The organism is Lentzea rhizosphaerae, from assembly GCF_042649515.1.
Taxonomy (GTDB): domain Bacteria; phylum Actinomycetota; class Actinomycetes; order Mycobacteriales; family Pseudonocardiaceae; genus Lentzea; species Lentzea aerocolonigenes.
The window spans coordinates 228,270-242,282 of the sequence record NZ_JBHRZI010000023.1; the positions used below are offsets into that span (position 1 = coordinate 228,270).

The 14,013-nt window shown below is 69.5% G+C and carries 15 protein-coding genes; 1 reads left to right on the forward strand and 14 read right to left on the reverse strand.

Features of this window, described 5'->3' with window-relative positions; genetic code table 11:
- Positions 1-9: 9 nt before the first annotated feature.
- The 6 genes from ACFOWZ_RS28095 to ACFOWZ_RS28120 form a co-directional block, all read right to left on the reverse strand.
- Positions 10-717: a thioesterase II family protein gene (locus ACFOWZ_RS28095; protein ID WP_382376908.1), complete on the reverse strand. Its 708-nt coding sequence runs from the start codon at positions 715-717 to the stop codon at positions 10-12.
- A gap of 3 nt (positions 718-720) precedes the next feature.
- Positions 721-918, reverse strand: a complete 198-nt coding sequence (locus tag ACFOWZ_RS28100; RefSeq protein WP_382376909.1) for an MbtH family protein — start codon at positions 916-918, stop codon at positions 721-723.
- A 121-nt stretch (positions 919-1,039) separates the two neighbouring features.
- Positions 1,040-1,336: a nitrile hydratase accessory protein gene (locus ACFOWZ_RS28105; protein ID WP_382376910.1), complete on the reverse strand. Its 297-nt coding sequence runs from the start codon at positions 1,334-1,336 to the stop codon at positions 1,040-1,042.
- Positions 1,333-1,911, reverse strand: a complete 579-nt coding sequence (gene nthA, locus ACFOWZ_RS28110; RefSeq protein WP_382376989.1) for a nitrile hydratase subunit alpha — start codon at positions 1,909-1,911, stop codon at positions 1,333-1,335. Before nthA ends, ACFOWZ_RS28105 begins: the two co-directional genes overlap by 4 nt.
- Before the next feature lie 12 nt (positions 1,912-1,923).
- The gene (gene nthB / locus ACFOWZ_RS28115) at positions 1,924-2,589 is read right to left on the reverse strand and encodes a nitrile hydratase subunit beta (RefSeq protein ID WP_382376911.1); all 666 of its coding nucleotides are present in this window, start codon (positions 2,587-2,589) and stop codon (positions 1,924-1,926) included.
- 23 nt (positions 2,590-2,612) lie between these two features.
- Positions 2,613-3,551, reverse strand: a complete 939-nt coding sequence (locus ACFOWZ_RS28120) for a LysR family transcriptional regulator (protein WP_382376912.1) — start codon at positions 3,549-3,551, stop codon at positions 2,613-2,615.
- 120 nt (positions 3,552-3,671) lie between these two features.
- Between ACFOWZ_RS28120 and ACFOWZ_RS28125 the strand changes: the two genes are divergently transcribed.
- Positions 3,672-5,132, forward strand: a complete 1,461-nt coding sequence (locus tag ACFOWZ_RS28125; protein WP_382376913.1) for an MFS transporter — start codon at positions 3,672-3,674, stop codon at positions 5,130-5,132.
- Between the two features lie 80 nt (positions 5,133-5,212).
- Here ACFOWZ_RS28125 and ACFOWZ_RS28130 read toward each other — a convergent pair whose 3' ends face one another.
- From ACFOWZ_RS28130 to ACFOWZ_RS28165, 8 genes are read right to left on the reverse strand one after another with little or no spacing between them, the layout of a single operon-like run.
- Positions 5,213-6,259, reverse strand: a complete 1,047-nt coding sequence (locus tag ACFOWZ_RS28130; protein WP_382376914.1) for an iron-containing alcohol dehydrogenase family protein — start codon at positions 6,257-6,259, stop codon at positions 5,213-5,215.
- Positions 6,256-6,981 carry a hypothetical protein gene (locus ACFOWZ_RS28135; protein ID WP_382376915.1) on the reverse strand — a complete coding sequence of 242 codons (726 nt, stop codon included), beginning with the start codon at positions 6,979-6,981 and terminating at the stop codon, positions 6,256-6,258. The genes ACFOWZ_RS28130 and ACFOWZ_RS28135 overlap by 4 nt, the downstream gene beginning before the upstream one ends.
- On the reverse strand, positions 6,969-7,931 hold the full coding sequence (locus ACFOWZ_RS28140) for a transketolase family protein (RefSeq protein WP_382376916.1): 963 nt from the start codon (positions 7,929-7,931) through the stop codon (positions 6,969-6,971). The genes ACFOWZ_RS28135 and ACFOWZ_RS28140 overlap by 13 nt, the downstream gene beginning before the upstream one ends.
- Positions 7,928-8,758 (reverse strand): transketolase, encoded by an 831-nt coding sequence (locus tag ACFOWZ_RS28145; protein WP_382376917.1) that lies wholly within the window; start codon positions 8,756-8,758, stop codon positions 7,928-7,930. Before ACFOWZ_RS28145 ends, ACFOWZ_RS28140 begins: the two co-directional genes overlap by 4 nt.
- Complete coding sequence (locus tag ACFOWZ_RS28150) at positions 8,752-10,164, reverse strand: class I adenylate-forming enzyme family protein (RefSeq protein WP_382376918.1); 1,413 nt, start codon at positions 10,162-10,164, stop codon at positions 8,752-8,754. The genes ACFOWZ_RS28145 and ACFOWZ_RS28150 overlap by 7 nt, the downstream gene beginning before the upstream one ends.
- Positions 10,161-11,009 (reverse strand): GNAT family N-acetyltransferase, encoded by an 849-nt coding sequence (locus ACFOWZ_RS28155; protein WP_051783089.1) that lies wholly within the window; start codon positions 11,007-11,009, stop codon positions 10,161-10,163. Before ACFOWZ_RS28155 ends, ACFOWZ_RS28150 begins: the two co-directional genes overlap by 4 nt.
- On the reverse strand, positions 11,006-12,091 hold the full coding sequence (locus ACFOWZ_RS28160; RefSeq protein ID WP_382376919.1) for a pyridoxal phosphate-dependent aminotransferase: 1,086 nt from the start codon (positions 12,089-12,091) through the stop codon (positions 11,006-11,008). Before ACFOWZ_RS28160 ends, ACFOWZ_RS28155 begins: the two co-directional genes overlap by 4 nt.
- A 13-nt stretch (positions 12,092-12,104) precedes the next feature.
- Entirely contained in the window at positions 12,105-13,910 is a 1,806-nt protein-coding gene (locus ACFOWZ_RS28165; RefSeq protein WP_382376920.1) for a condensation domain-containing protein, read from the reverse strand.
- Positions 13,911-14,013 lie beyond the last annotated feature (103 nt).

A 14,013-nucleotide genomic window follows, 5' to 3' on the forward strand; every position in this document is an offset into this window, starting at 1 on the left:
ATTTCCGCCTCATTCCTTGAAGTCCCGTGCGATGACGTCGCGAAGCTCCGCGGGCGCGCTGAGGAAGTCGAAGAAGTCGCCCTTCAGCACGTGATGCGTCACGTCGCCGTACTCGGCCCACTCGCCCATGTCCCCCGGCGGCACGATCGTGTCGTCCGCCCAGCCGATCGTCGTGATCGGACACTTGAGCGGCCGGACGGGCGGCGCGTGGTCGACGCACATCTCGATGTCGTTGCGCAGCACCATGACCGACAGCTCCAGCAGCTCCGGCGCCGGTACCGGCCCGCCCAGGCGCTTCGTGATCGCCAGCAGCTCCTCGGCGAGGTGCTCGTCGGACATGTCGGGGTGGAACGGTTTCGACACCCCGAGGTACGGCACGTACGACGACGACACGAACAGCCGCTGCGGCTTGTGGTCGAGCCGGTCGGCGACCGCGTGCGCGAGCAACGCGCCCATGCAGTGCCCGAAGAACGCGAACGGCCGGTCCAGGAACGGCGCGAGCTCCCGCGCGGCGTCCTCGGCGAAGGAGTCGAAGTCGCCGTACGCGGGGTCCCGCATCCGGTTCTCCCTGCCGGGCAACTGGACCGCGCACACCTCGACGTCGCCGATGCGGCCGGGCCAGTCGCGGAACGCCGAAGCGCCGGCTCCGGCGAACGGGAAGCAGAACAGCCGTTTCGCGGCGTTCGCATCGGGTTCGAGCAGCAACCAGCGTCCCATCGATCACTCCGTTCCGCTCTCGTCACCGGGCCGCATGTCGCGCCACAGCTCGGCCACCTGGTTCAGGCACGCCTGCCGGCTGCCGGAGAAGCCGGTCGGCCGCCATCCCCGGGGCACGGCGAGATCAGTGGGCCAGATGCTGTAGCGGCCCTCTGCGTTCACCACGACCCGGAAGAACAAGCCGCAGTCGGCCCGTGTCATGTAGACCTCCCGAACCTGCCTGGCGGCCGAAGTTAGGCGCCGGAGGTTAGGAAGGGGTTATGAGAGCGCACGTAACCCCTGTCTAACCAGGGGTTCTTAACGTGGGACGGGAAAGCTCGCGTTAGTGCTCGCGTTGGTCCATGACAGAACGCACTGACGCTGACAGGGCGCTGGTGTCGAAGACCCCCGTCGACACCAGTGCCCGCTCCAACGCGACGAGCCAGTACTCGTAGTACCGGTACGGCGCCTGGGGATCCCGCTCGCCGATGGCCTTCACCAGCTCGGCGCGGAAGTCGTCCCACACGAGCGTCCCGGACTCGGCCAGCGCGACGGCGAGGCCGAAAGCTCTGCTCTCCCAGGGGAACTCGAACAGCAGCTCGCCGTTGCTGCGCGGCACGTCGGCAGGGAGCTCGGTCACAGGATCGCCACCCCCACCATCGACTCGCGCGTCACGACACCCGCGAGCCGTTCCTCGTCCCAGTCCTCGGTGCCGGCGGGCCGTTGCGGCAGGGTGAAGTAGCGGACCTCCGCGCTGGAGTCCTGCACCCGGATCTCGACGTCCTCGCCGAGCGGCAACCCGAAGTCCTCTGCCAGCACGGTCCGCGGCTCGGCGACCATGCGGGCGCGGTACTCGGGGCTCTTGTACCAGTTGGGCGGAATGCCCAGCACCGGCCAGGGATAGCACGAGCACAACGTGCACACGACGACGTTGTGCGTCTGATCGGTGTTCTCGACGGCGACGAGCTTCTCGCCTTGGAGGCCGCCGATGCCGAGCTCTCCGCATGCGGCGGTGGCGTCGTCCAGCAGCCGTTCCTTGAAGTCCGGGTCCACCCAGGCCCGTGCGACGACCTTCGCCCCCAGCAACGGCCCGATCTCGGACTCGTAGACGTCGACGATCTGGTCCACCGTGTCCGCGCCGATCAGCCCGCGTTCGACGAGCAGGGCTTCCAGCGCCTTGACCCGAGCGCGCAGTTCGGCGTCGTCCGACACGATCCCTCCCCAGGTTCAGGCCGGTTCGAGGTAGCTCTCCCAGACGTCGACCAGGACCTCGTGGTCCCCTTTACCCCACAGGTCCTGTGCGCTAAACCCCACGTTGTAGGTGTTTTCCGGGTTCTCGCCCTCGTGGTGCGCGTTGGTGTCCGGCAGCACGAACGAGCCGTCGACGCGGTGCACGACACCGACGTGGCCGCGCACGTACGCGGGCAGCCGCGTGTGGCCGGGTTTGGCGTCCCGCACGGCACGAACCCGGTCGCCGACGGAATACCGCGGTGGACCGGCCGGCCGGTCCAGCGAGGCACCGAACTCCAGCGTGTCGCGGAACAGCTCGAACAGTTCGGGCTGGTCCTTGCCGCGCACCTCGCGGTCCGGATCCTCCAGGAACTCGGCGACGCGCTCGCGCAACGCCGAGGCGTCCAGCACGCCGAGCTCGGTCAGGTTGGTCTCCATCGCCACCAGCCACTGCTCGAAGTAGCTGGTGGCGCGGTACTCGTCCGTCGGCATGCGCTCGCGGGCGTGGCGGTTCTCGTCGCGGTTGTACAGGCCGACCGTCGACGTGGCCATCGTCAGCCCGAAGACCTTGCGCTCCCAGTCGTGCGAGAACAGCGGTTCGTCCGGGTCGAACCGCACGGGCCCGAAGCCCTGCGCCCCACCCAGGTCGTGTGGACCGTCCATGGCTCCATCGTGGCAGCCGGCGGTTACGCGGACAGGCCGATCCGGTCGGCCTCGGCCAGCCACACGTCCGGCGGCCAGGTGAAACCCTCGGTGAACGCGTCGAGCAGCGCCTCCAGCAACGGGTGCTGCTTGCCCTTGGGCCACACCAGCGACCACGGGTAGACCGGTGTCGGACCGGTCAGGTACACCACGGCCGCGCGGGACGTGGGCGGCAGCTGCATCCGGCCGCCGACCAGCGTCGCTACCTCCGGGCGGGCGGCGATGTCGTCGACCAGGTGGTCGAGGCTGAGCGACGGGCCGGAGAAGTCGACGTTCAGGTCCCACGCGTCGGCGAACTGTTCGAGATAGGCGGCCCATTCCGCCACCGCGCCACCGATGGGCGCCCAGAGCGGAACGTCGCGCAAGGACGCGAGGCCCACGGAGTCTGCGGCGGCGAGCGGGTGGTCGCGGCTCACCAGCAGCGCCAGCGGTTCCAGCAGCACCAGGCGGTGCGCGAGCTCGGCGAGTTCTCGTGGCGCCAGCGAGTGCACGCGGCCGAACGCCGCGTCGGCCTCACCGCTGCGCAGCGCGGGCAGCGCGTTCGGCAGGCCGTGACGCATGCTCACCTCGATCGGCAGGTCCTCTAGCCTGCGCGTGGCGTGCCGGACGAGCTGCATGGGCGCCAGGCGTTCGTCGAGCACGTCGACGCGGACGGTCTGCCTGGTCCCCTTGATGGCCGCGACGGCGGCGTCCGCGGCGGCCAGCGCGTCGATCGCGAACGGGAGGAAGCGCTCACCGGCCTGGGTGAGCTCGACCTTCTGCGTGGACCTGTCGAAAAGTCGCGCCGACAGCGAATCCTCCAGCTTGCCCACTCGCTTGGAAAGGGCTTGCTGGCTCACGTGCAGGCGTTCGGCAGCCCGTCCGAAGTGCAGTTCTTCGGCCGCGGTCACGAACGCCCGCACCTGCCCCATGTCCAGTTCCACTGCTCCATCTTGGGTAACAACCGTTGGTTGTCAAGCTGGGCTTGGTTGTTGTTGGACCGGGGAACCCTGGTGGGAGTTTCCTGGGATGGACCCGTTTTCGACTGTCTCACGGGAGTTCACATGTCCACTGTGGAGAAACGTAGCCGCGAGAGGGTGACAGCCCCCGAGGCGAACCCTCGCCGGTGGCAAGCGTTGGCCGTGCTGGCGCTGGTGCAGTTCATGATCGTCATCGACAACACGATCGTGAACATCGCCCTGCCGTCCATCCGGAACGACCTGGGGACCTCGCAGGCGGGTCTCGCCTGGGTGGTCAACGGTTATCTGCTCACCGCGGGTGGTCTGCTGCTGCTCGGTGGGCGGTTCGCCGACCTGTTGGGCCGCAAGAGGATTTTCGTCATCGGTACGTCGATCTTCGCGCTCGCGTCGCTGACCAGCGGTGCCGCGTGGAACTCCGGCGTGCTGATCGCGAGCCGGTTCCTGCAGGGCGTCGGTGAGGCGCTCGCGTCGCCGGCGGCGCTGGCGCTGATCGTGCTGATGTTCACCACGCCCAAGGAGCGCGCGAAGGCGCTCGGCATCTGGGGTGGTCTGGCCGGTATGGGTGCCACCGTCGGTGTCCTGCTGTCCGGTGTGCTCGTCGACCTGGCGAACTGGCGCTGGGTGTTCTTCATCAACATCCCGATCGCCGTCGTCGCGCTCGTGCTGTGCGCCAAGCTGGTGCAGGACGCGCCCGCGCAGGGTGTCCGCCGCAAGCTCGACGTTCCCGGCGGCCTGCTGGTGACCGGTGGTCTGGTTCTGGTCGTGAACGGCCTGCTGCGCGCCGCCGAGCACCCCTGGGGCAGCTTCGGCGTGTGGGGTTCGTTCGTCGCCGGTCTGATCCTGCTCGGCCTGTTCGTGCTGGTCGAGGCGCGGTCGGATGACCCGATGATGCCGTTGCGGTTCTTCGCGAACCGGACGCGCGTGTCGGCCAACGCCGTGACGATCCTGCTGACCAGTGCGATGGCCGCGATGTTCTTCATCGTCACGCTCTACGTACAGCAGGTGCTGGGTTATTCGCCGTTGCAGTCCGGCCTGGCCTACATCCCGTTCTGCATCGCGTTCATCCCCGGCATGGTGCTGTCCACCCAGCTGGTGACGCGCTTCGGCCCGAAGACGGCCATCATCGTCGGCTTCGTGGTGTCGGCGGCAGGCATGCTGCTGCTCGCCCGCATCGACGCGCACGGCTCGTTCTGGGGCCAGCTGGTCCCGGCGACCGCGGTGCTCGCGTTCGGTCTCGCCATCGGCCTGCCCGCGCTGCAGAACGCGGCGCTGCACCAACTGTCCGATGAGGACGCCGGACTGGGTTCGGGTGTGCAGACGTCGGTGCAGCAGCTGGGTAGCGCACTCGGTCTCGCGGTGCTGACAACGATCGCGCTGAACCACGCCTCCGCCTCCGTGGCCACCGGTGTCGCGCAGAACGAGGCGACCGTGTCCGGTTACCGCCTCGCGTTCGTGGTGGCGGCGATCGTGCTCGCCGTCGGAGCCGCTCTGGTGGCGGCCTTCATGGAGCGGGTGAAGGCACCGCAAACAGCCGTTCCGGTCTGATCCCCGGATCGGGTGTGCGCGATGAAGGGAACCTTCATCCACTTGAAGTGGATGAAGGTTCCCTTCATCGACAAGGAGGTCTAGGGGGCGGCGCGGTACATGGCGGCCATGTCGTCGACGGTGGCGTCGAACCGCCAGTTGGCGCGGACCGGGCCGTAGAGCAAGGCCTCGGTGGCGAGTTCGTCGGCGTTGCCGGACGGGAACTCCCGCTCCACCCCGAGACGGTCGAGCAACGCGGTGAGCCCGTCAGCGAAGTCATGAGCACCAAAACAAGACGCCAGGTCCGCGTCACGCTGTTCCTGCACGTGCCGGCTCGCCCGCAACACCGCAGGCGCCACCACGACGTTGGCGATCCCGTGCGGAATGCCGTACCGCTGCGTGAGCGGGTAACCGAGCGCGTGCACGAGCCCGGCGTTGGCCTGCGCCATGGCTAGATTCGCCTGCAGGCAGCCCGCGCTCAGTTCTTCTGGATCCGGAGAGAGCAACGACGAGACGATGCGCCGCACTCCGGGCAACGCGAGCGCGTCGCTGAACGGTGTCGCGGCACGGGCGAGGTAGGCCTCGGCACCGTGCATCAACGCGTCCAGCGCGCAGGCGAGCATGGCCTGGTGTGGCAGCGTGGCTGTCAGGTCGGGATCTATGACGACCGCTCGGGGAACCAGCGACGGGCCGCTGACCGCGTGCCTGCGCTCACCATCGGTCACCACGGCGTGTGACGACACCTCGCCACCACTGCCTGGTGTGGTCGGTACGGCGACGAGAGGCAGGGCCGGGCCCTGCGACCGTTCCAGGCCGTACAGGGACTCCAGCGGTCCCTCAGAGCCGTGCAGGGCCACCGCGGCCTTGGCGACGTCGAGGACGCTGCCGCCGCCGACGGCGATCACCCCGTCGTGGCCGGGCAACGCGTTCCGGCAGGCGGTGATCTCGGTGGCACAAGCCGACCCGCACACGTAAACAGTTCGGGGAACGTCCAGCGCGTCCAGCACCCGGTCCACAACGCGAGCGGCGAGCACGCCGTGGTCGGTGACCACGAGTGCCCGCCGCATTCCGCACTCCCGCACGATGTCGGGAAGCTGCGTGGTGGATCCGGCGCCGAACCGCACGCTGGGCGGCAGGCGCAGTCTCATCGCACCCTGCCTCCCAGCGCGGCGAGCCCGGACGTGGCGACCGCCGGCCGTTCGAACCCGCTGACCGCCCAGTCCAGCGCGGTCAGGATGTCGAAGATCGGCACAGGTGAGTTGGCCCGCACGTCGTCCAGCACCGCGGGCAGCATCGTGCACTCGCACACGATCGCGCCCAGCGAGGGTTCGCGCGCCAGCATGTCCTCGACGACCGACAGCAGGTCCTGGCGCATCTGCCCGCGCAGGGCCGGCGTGATCTCCTTGGTCTCCAGGAACTCGAGCCACGACGGGTGCTTTCCGACCCCGCCGATCACGACCGGGACGTCTTCCGAGCTCCAGCCGCTCGCGCGGAAGTTGCGCTCCCCCACCGCCTCGGTGAAGAACGTGAGCACGCCGATCGGCCGATTGCCGACGAGTGTGGAGATGGCGGGGACCAGTGCGAGGCTCGACGTCACGACGGGCACGGACACGGCGGCGCTGAGCTGGTCCTGCAGCAACGCGATGAGTCCGCAGTTCGCGGTGATCACGGTGGCGCCCTGGGCCTCCAGCTCGCGTGCCGCCTCGACGTACAGCGGCAGCATGGCCTCGGCCTCTGCCTGGCTGCGCGGGGTGGTGGAGCCGCGCACGACGTGCCGGATCACCGGGTAGCCGAACGTCTCGGCCGACGCCATGCAGCCCGGCACGTCGGCCATCTTGCCCTCCAGCATGAGGATTCCTAGGACACCCATGCCCGCACCTGCCTCTCGACGCCCTCGGCGTCCAACTCGAACCGGCGCAGCTGCTCGGCGTAGTCGCCGATCTCCTTGACGAACGCGTCCGGCAGCCCGATCCGGCGCAACGGCACCGGCGCGTGCTCGGCGAGCACCTCCGCCACCGCGCTGCCCAGGCCGCCGATCGTCGAGTGTTCCTCGACGGTCACGACCCGGCCGGTCCTGGACGCGCTGCGCACCAGCACCTCGCGGTCGATCGGCTTGATCGTCGGCATGTCGATCACCTCGACGTCGCCGAGGCGTTCGGCGGCCTTCAGCACCTCGGGCACGATCGTCACGCCGCACGTCACGATCGTGAGCCGATCCCCTTCTCGCAGCACGCGTCCGCGTCCGATCTCGAACGGTTCGTGCGCGTCGTAGACCTGGTCGCCCGGCTCGACACCGAGCCGCAGGTACACCGGCGCGTTGTGCGCGAACGCCGCACGGGTCGCGTCGTAGGCCTGCACCGCGTCGGCGGGCGCGATCACCGTGAGGTTCGGCAACGCCCGCGCCACCGAGACGTCCTCGATGGCGTGGTGCGTCGGGCCGGAGAACCCGGCCGCGATGCCGGTGAACATGCCCGCGATCACCACCGGCGCGCGGTGGTAGCAGATGTCGAGCCGCACCTGTTCGGCCGCGCGCATCAACGCGAACGTGCCGAACGTGTTGAGGAACGGCCGTTTCCCGCCCATCGCCAGGCCCGCGGCCGCACCGACCGCGCTCGCCTCGGCGATGCCGAAGTCGAGGAACCGGTCCGGCATCTGCTCGCGGAACTCGAGCCCCCAGCAGTCGCCGAGGTCGGCCTCGACGGACACCACGCGCGGATCCTCCCGCGCGAGGTCGAGCTGGGCCAGGCGGCACGCCTCGAACGCCGTCGTCGTCGCGGGATCGAACCGCACCCCTTCACGGAGATCGGCGAGCGCCGTCATGAGGCACCCCCGATGGTTTCTTTGGCGAGCTCCTGCAACGCCTGCTGCTTCAGGTCGGCAGAAAGATGCCCGTAGTGCCAGGTGTTGGTGTTCTCGGAGAACGACAACCCCTTGCCCTTCACCGTCTTCGCGATGATCGCGGTCGGCCGGCTCCAGGTGAGCGGCACCTCGTGCAGGACGTTGGACAGCTCGCCGACGTCGTGCCCGTCGACCTCGACGGTCGCCCAGCCGAACGCGCGCCACTTGTCCGCGAACGGCTCCAGCGCCATGATCTCCTCGGTCGGGCCGTCCTCCTGGATGCCGTTGCGATCGACGATCACCACGAGGTTGTCGAGCTTGTAGTGCGCGGCGGCCATCGCGGCCTCCCACACCGAACCCTCCTGGCACTCGCCGTCGCCGACGATCACGAACACCCTGCTGGGCAGTCCTTCCGCCTGCGCGGCCATGGCGAGGCCGACACCGACGGGAAGACCGTGGCCGAGCGAGCCGGTCGCCAGTTCGACGCCGGGAACCCCGGTGTGCGGGTGGCCGGCGAGCCTGCTTCCGGTCTTCTTGTAGGTGTCCAGTTCGGACACCGGGAAGAAGCCGGCCTCGGCGAGCGCGGCGTAGTAGGCGGCGCTGGAGTGGCCCTTGCTGAAGATGAGCCGGTCGCGGCCGGGCCTGGCGGGATCGGCCGGGTCGACGCGCAGCACGCCGTCGAAGTAGAGCGTGGTCAGTATCTCGACGACCGACATCGAGCCGCCGACGTGCGCGCCGGGCGAGTCGGCCGCCAGGTGCACCACGTGCTTGCGCAACGTGCGTGCCCTCTCAGCGAGGTCGTTCACCATCGCGGGTTCCTCCCGTGTGCACCGGCCGCCCGAAGCAGGGACCGGTTGATCTTCGAAGTGGGGGTCATCGGCAGCCGGTCGACCACGTGGACGTGGTTCGGCACCTTGAACGACGCCAGCCGCGTGCGGCACCAGGTCCGCACGTCCGCGGCGTCCAGCCGCGCGCCGGGCAGCGGCACGACGAACGCGGCGACGTCCTCGTCGGACATCTCTCCCGGCACGCCCACCACGGCGCCCAGCAGCACTGCCGGGTGCTCGGCGAGCGCCTCCTCGACCTCGGCCGGGTCGACGTGCTCGCCGCGCCGGCGGATCACGTCGGTGCGACGCGCGGCGAAGTGCACGTGCGCGTCGTCGTCCATCCAGCCGAGATCGCCGGTGCGCAGCCATGACTCCACGAATGCGGTGCGGGTCCTGGCCGGGTCGCGGTGGTAGCCCTTCATCAGGCCGGGGCCGCGCACCTGGATCTCGCCGATCTCACCGACCGGGGCGTCCACCCGCACCTCGGCGGGTGGCAGCGGCGTGCCCATCGAGCCCGGCCGCGGGTCGTACGGATCGCCGCACAGCACCGTGTTGGTCTCGCTCATCCCGTAGCCCTCGACGACGGCCGTTCCGAACCGTTCGGTGAACTCGCGGGCCACGTCGGGCCGCGCGCCGCCGCCGTAGGCCAGGCGCAGTCGGTGGTCCGCCGGTTCGACGGGACTGCGCAGGACGAGCGTGAGCATCTCGCCGAGGTGGCGGAACACTGTCGCGTCGAACCGCGCGACCTGGTCCCAGAAGCCCGACGCGCTGAACTTGGGCACCACGCCGATCGACGCGCCTGCCTGCAACGCACTGACTGCGAACGACTGGCCGGCCATGTGGAACAGCGGCAGGCACGCCAGCAGGCGGTCCTCCGGCTCCAGGCCGAGCCTGAGCACGAACGCCGGAGCCGGTGCGGTGTACGAGGTGTGGCTGAGCACGCAGCCCTTGGGTGCCCCGGTCGTGCCGGACGTGTAGAGCAGGGTGACCGGATCACTGGGGTCGACGTGCGTGTCCGGTGCGGTCGGTGCCGTCACGTCCAGTTCCTCGGGCTTCGTGGAACGCCAGGGCAACGGACGATCCGTGACGACCAGCACTGCCTCCGAGTGCGCGAGCAACGGCTCCAGTTCGGCGTCGCGCAACGCGGGGTTCAGCGGCACGAACACGGCTCCGAGCTTCGCGACCGCGAGCCACAGCGTGAGCAGGACCGGTGAGTTCGGCAGCACCGCCGCGACCGCGTCTCCCCGGCCCACGCCCAGCTCACGCAGGGCGTGCGCGCAGCCGTTGACCTTCGCCGAGTAGTCCACATAGGACACGTCAGGGTCGAGCAGCACCGGCCGGTCGCCGAACCTGGCGACCGCCTCGTCGAACAACTCCCCCAGCGTCATAACGCGCCCCTGCGCAGCACGTAGGTCGGCGGCGCACCGCGCTCGTGCACCCGCAGGCCGACGGCGCGGTAGCCGCGGCCGAGGTAGCCGCCGAGCAGGTCGCGGCTCGTGTGCCGCCAGGAGATCGCGAGCTCCTTGTCGCGGGAGCTGATGGCGTAGACGTCCCACGGCACCTTGAGCAGCACGGTGTGGTCGTCGCACTCGGTCGTGGACCACGCGGGCACCGGAAGGTCGTTGCGGGAGAAGCGGATGTCGTTGACCGGCGTGCCGCCGCCGAGGTCGCGTTGCCGGGGCACGTGCGGCACGTGCCAGGCGACGAGCAGCCGGTCGGTCTCGAGGCCCGCGTTGAGGCCCTGTCCGACGCCGTACGCGTTGACGACGTACTCGACCCCGACCGCGCCGAGCTTGTTGAGGTTGAACACCACGTTGCGCCCCGACAGCGGGTCGAACGTCCAGGTGATCAGCCGGAACCCGTGCTGGGCGGCGAGGTGGGCCTGGTACTGCTTGAGCCGGAAGCCGAGGCCGAGGTTCTGGTACTCGGGGGCGACCGCGGCGAGCACCGAGCACTGCTTGACCTCGTCGTGCTCGGTGACGCCGGGGAACGAGAACACGAACCCGGCGAGATCGCCGTCGGAGGTGAACGCGCCGAGCACGAAACCGCCGTTCTCCTGCGCGGTCACCATGTCCAGCAACGGCACCCGCGCGATGTCCTCCTCGCCCCAGATGCGGCGCTGGAGGTCCTCGCACGCGGTGTACTCGTCGTGCCCCTGGACGCGGCGCAGCACGATCGCCTCGCCGCCGAGGGTGATCTTCTCCACCTCGGTGGTGCCCGGTGTGATCGTCATGTCAGCTCCGCGAGTTCGAGGCCCGACAACGACTTCACGACCCGGCCGAGCCGGTCGAGGCCGTCGGTGAGCAGGTCGGCCGGCCGGGCGTAGGAGATCCGGACGTGACCGGGCGCGCCGAAGACGTCACCCGGCATGAGCAGCAGCCGTTCGCGGTCGAGCAGCTCGTTGCACAGCTGCAACGACGTGGTCTCCGGCAGGTCGACGCGGCAGAAGACGTACGGCGTGCCCTGCGGTTCGAGCGGCTGGAGCTGGGGGTGTCCGGTTGCCCACTCCCGGAACACCCGCCAGCCGTCGGTGAGCCGCCGGCGGTACTCGGCGAGGTAGGTCTCGCGGCGGCGCAGCACCGCGAGGCCGAGGTCCTCCAGCAGCGGCGAGTTGCTGATCGTGGTGTAGCGGCGGTAGTTCACGCACTTCTCGACGACGTCGGACGGGCCGACGAGCCAGCCCAGCCTCAAGCCGGGGAAGCCGTACACCTTGGACAGCGAGCTGACCGAGCACGAGCCGGGCACGTGCTGCACGACGCTGCGGTCGAAGTCGGTGAGGTACTCCTCGTCGTTGACCACCAACGTCTTCGTGGCGCCCAGCGGTTCCCACTGCGCGTCGTCGAACGTCAGCCCGGTCGGGTTGTGCGGGCTGTTGAGCACGACCATGCGGGTGTTCTCGCCGACGGCAGCGGCTGTTCGCGCGCCGCCGTCCGCGTCACCGTTGGTGAGGTCGTAGTCGACGGTCTTCGTGGTCGCGCCGAACCGGGCGGGCAGGTCCAGCGTCTGCTGCCAGCCGGGTCCGCGGGCGACGACCTCGTCACCGGGTTCGAGCAGCGACGCGTACAGCAGGTAGAGCGCTTCCTGCGCGCCGTGCGTGATCAGCACGTTCTCCGGCCGCACGCGGTAGAGCTCGGCGATCGTCTCGCGGAGCTGCCCTGCGCCGCGGTCGACGTCGTAGCCGGCCTTCGTGGTCATCTCCGCGAGCAGCGGCTCGACGCTGTGCGCCTCCATGCCGCTGACCGCGAGGTCGACGTCGTACCGGCCGGCCGCCACGTCGAACAGCCACTCCTGCGAGCGGTAAGCGGGGACGGACATCTGGGGACCTCCTTCAGGCACGGGACCGCAGTCGCTGCAAGGCGGCGGCGACCTCGTCGTCGGACATGCTCTGCACGGTCTCGGCGAGATCGGGCTCTTCGGGTGCTTCGTCGGGCGCTTCTTCGATCACTTCCGCGAGTGACGCGACCGTGCTCGCCTGGAACAGCTCCAGGACGGTGAGACGGGAACCCAGCTGGGCGTTGATGTCGGCCACCAGCTCGGTGGCGAGGAACGAGTGCCCGCCCAGCGCGAAGAAGTCGTCGTCACGGCCGATCCGCTCGACATCGAGCTTGGAGGCCCACAGCCGCGTGAGCTGTTCCTCCAGCGGTGACACGTCCTCGGGGCTCCTCTGCTCGGGAATCTCCTCCTCGGGCTCCCAGCCGGGCAGCCGCGGGGCGGGCAGCTCGTCGAGCTTCTGCTCGGGCTCGCGCACCGCCGCGGCGAGGATCTCCTGGTAGGCCTGGCAGATCAGCTCGGCACTGGCGCGTTCGATCCAGCCGGCGTTGTACTCGAACCGGGCGCTCAGCCCCTCCAGCTTCTCGTCGAGCACGAGCTCGAAGTCGAACCGGACGGTGTCGTTCGACATGCCGTCGCACCGCATCCGCACGTCCGGGCCGAACGGCGTGATGCTGCGCATCATCGGCGTGCCGGCGTAGCTGAAGATGGTCTGCGCGATGGGGTTCGACTGCCCGTTGCGGGCAGGCCTCGTGTCCTCGACGAGCTTGCCGAACGGCAGGTCAGCGTGCTTGAGCGCGTCGAACGTGACGTCGCGGACCCGGTCGACCAGTTCGCCGAACGACGGGTTGGCTTCGAGCGAGGTGCGCAGGACCACGGTGTTGGTGAGCGACCCGGCGACCCGTTCGAACTCGGCGCGGTCACGCCCGGCGAGCGGGGTCGCGACGGCGATGTCGTCCCGGCCGCTCAGCCGCATCAGCAGCACCTGGTAGGCGGCGAGCAGAACCATGAACGGCGACGAGGCACGCTTCTTGGCCAGTTCGTCGACGAGGGCCGCGGTGGTCGGCTCGATCTGGAACGCGATGGTGCGCCCGTCGAGCCCGGGCCGCTTGGGGTGGTCGTAGGACAGCCCGAGCCCGACGTACCCGCGAACCTGCTCGCGCCAGTAGCCGAGCAGTTCGTCGGTGCGGTCGCTGTCGAGTGTGTTTCGCTGCCAGGCAGCGAAGTCGCCGAACTGGACGGGATCCTCGTCGAGCTGTGGCGGTGTGCCCGTGATCCGTGCCGTGTAGCACTTGGCGAGCTCCTCCACGACGACGCCGATCGATCCGCCGTCGGCGATCGTGTGCGAGGCGACCCAGATGAGCACATATCGCTGGTCTGCGAGCTTCTGCAGCTCAGCCGTCCACAGTGGACCTTCTTCGAGGTCGAACACCGTGCGCGCCAGCTCGAACGCCCTGGCATCGGCCAGCGCGTCCGGCTCCTCGTACCCGCTGAGATCCCTCTCCGGAAGTTCACGCTCCTGGTGCGCGTGCACGATCTGGCGCAGACCTTCCGGGGTCTGTTGGAGGGTCGTCCGCAGCACGTCGTGCCGCTCGATCACGTCGTTGAGGGCACCGGTGAGCTTCTCGACGTCGAGGGGTCCGTCCAGGGCGAAGCGGAACGGCACGTTGTAGTTCGGCACGCCAGGCGCCAGCCGGCTCAGGAACCACAGCTGCTCCTGCGCGAACGACGCGGGAATCGGCCCGCTCGGGTCCACCCGCGGCACCCGCCTCTCCCGCGCGGGTGCGCCCTGTCGAGCCCGGGCGACCAGTCGCGCTCGCTGCTCGGGCGTGAGCCGGGCGAGCCTGGCGACGGAATCGTTCACGGTTCCTCCTCGGCCGGTGTGTCGCTCAGTTGCCGCGAAACTAGCTCCGGGGAGTTAGCAACCGGTTATGGCACAAGGGGTTTGTTCGCTGACGATGAACGGC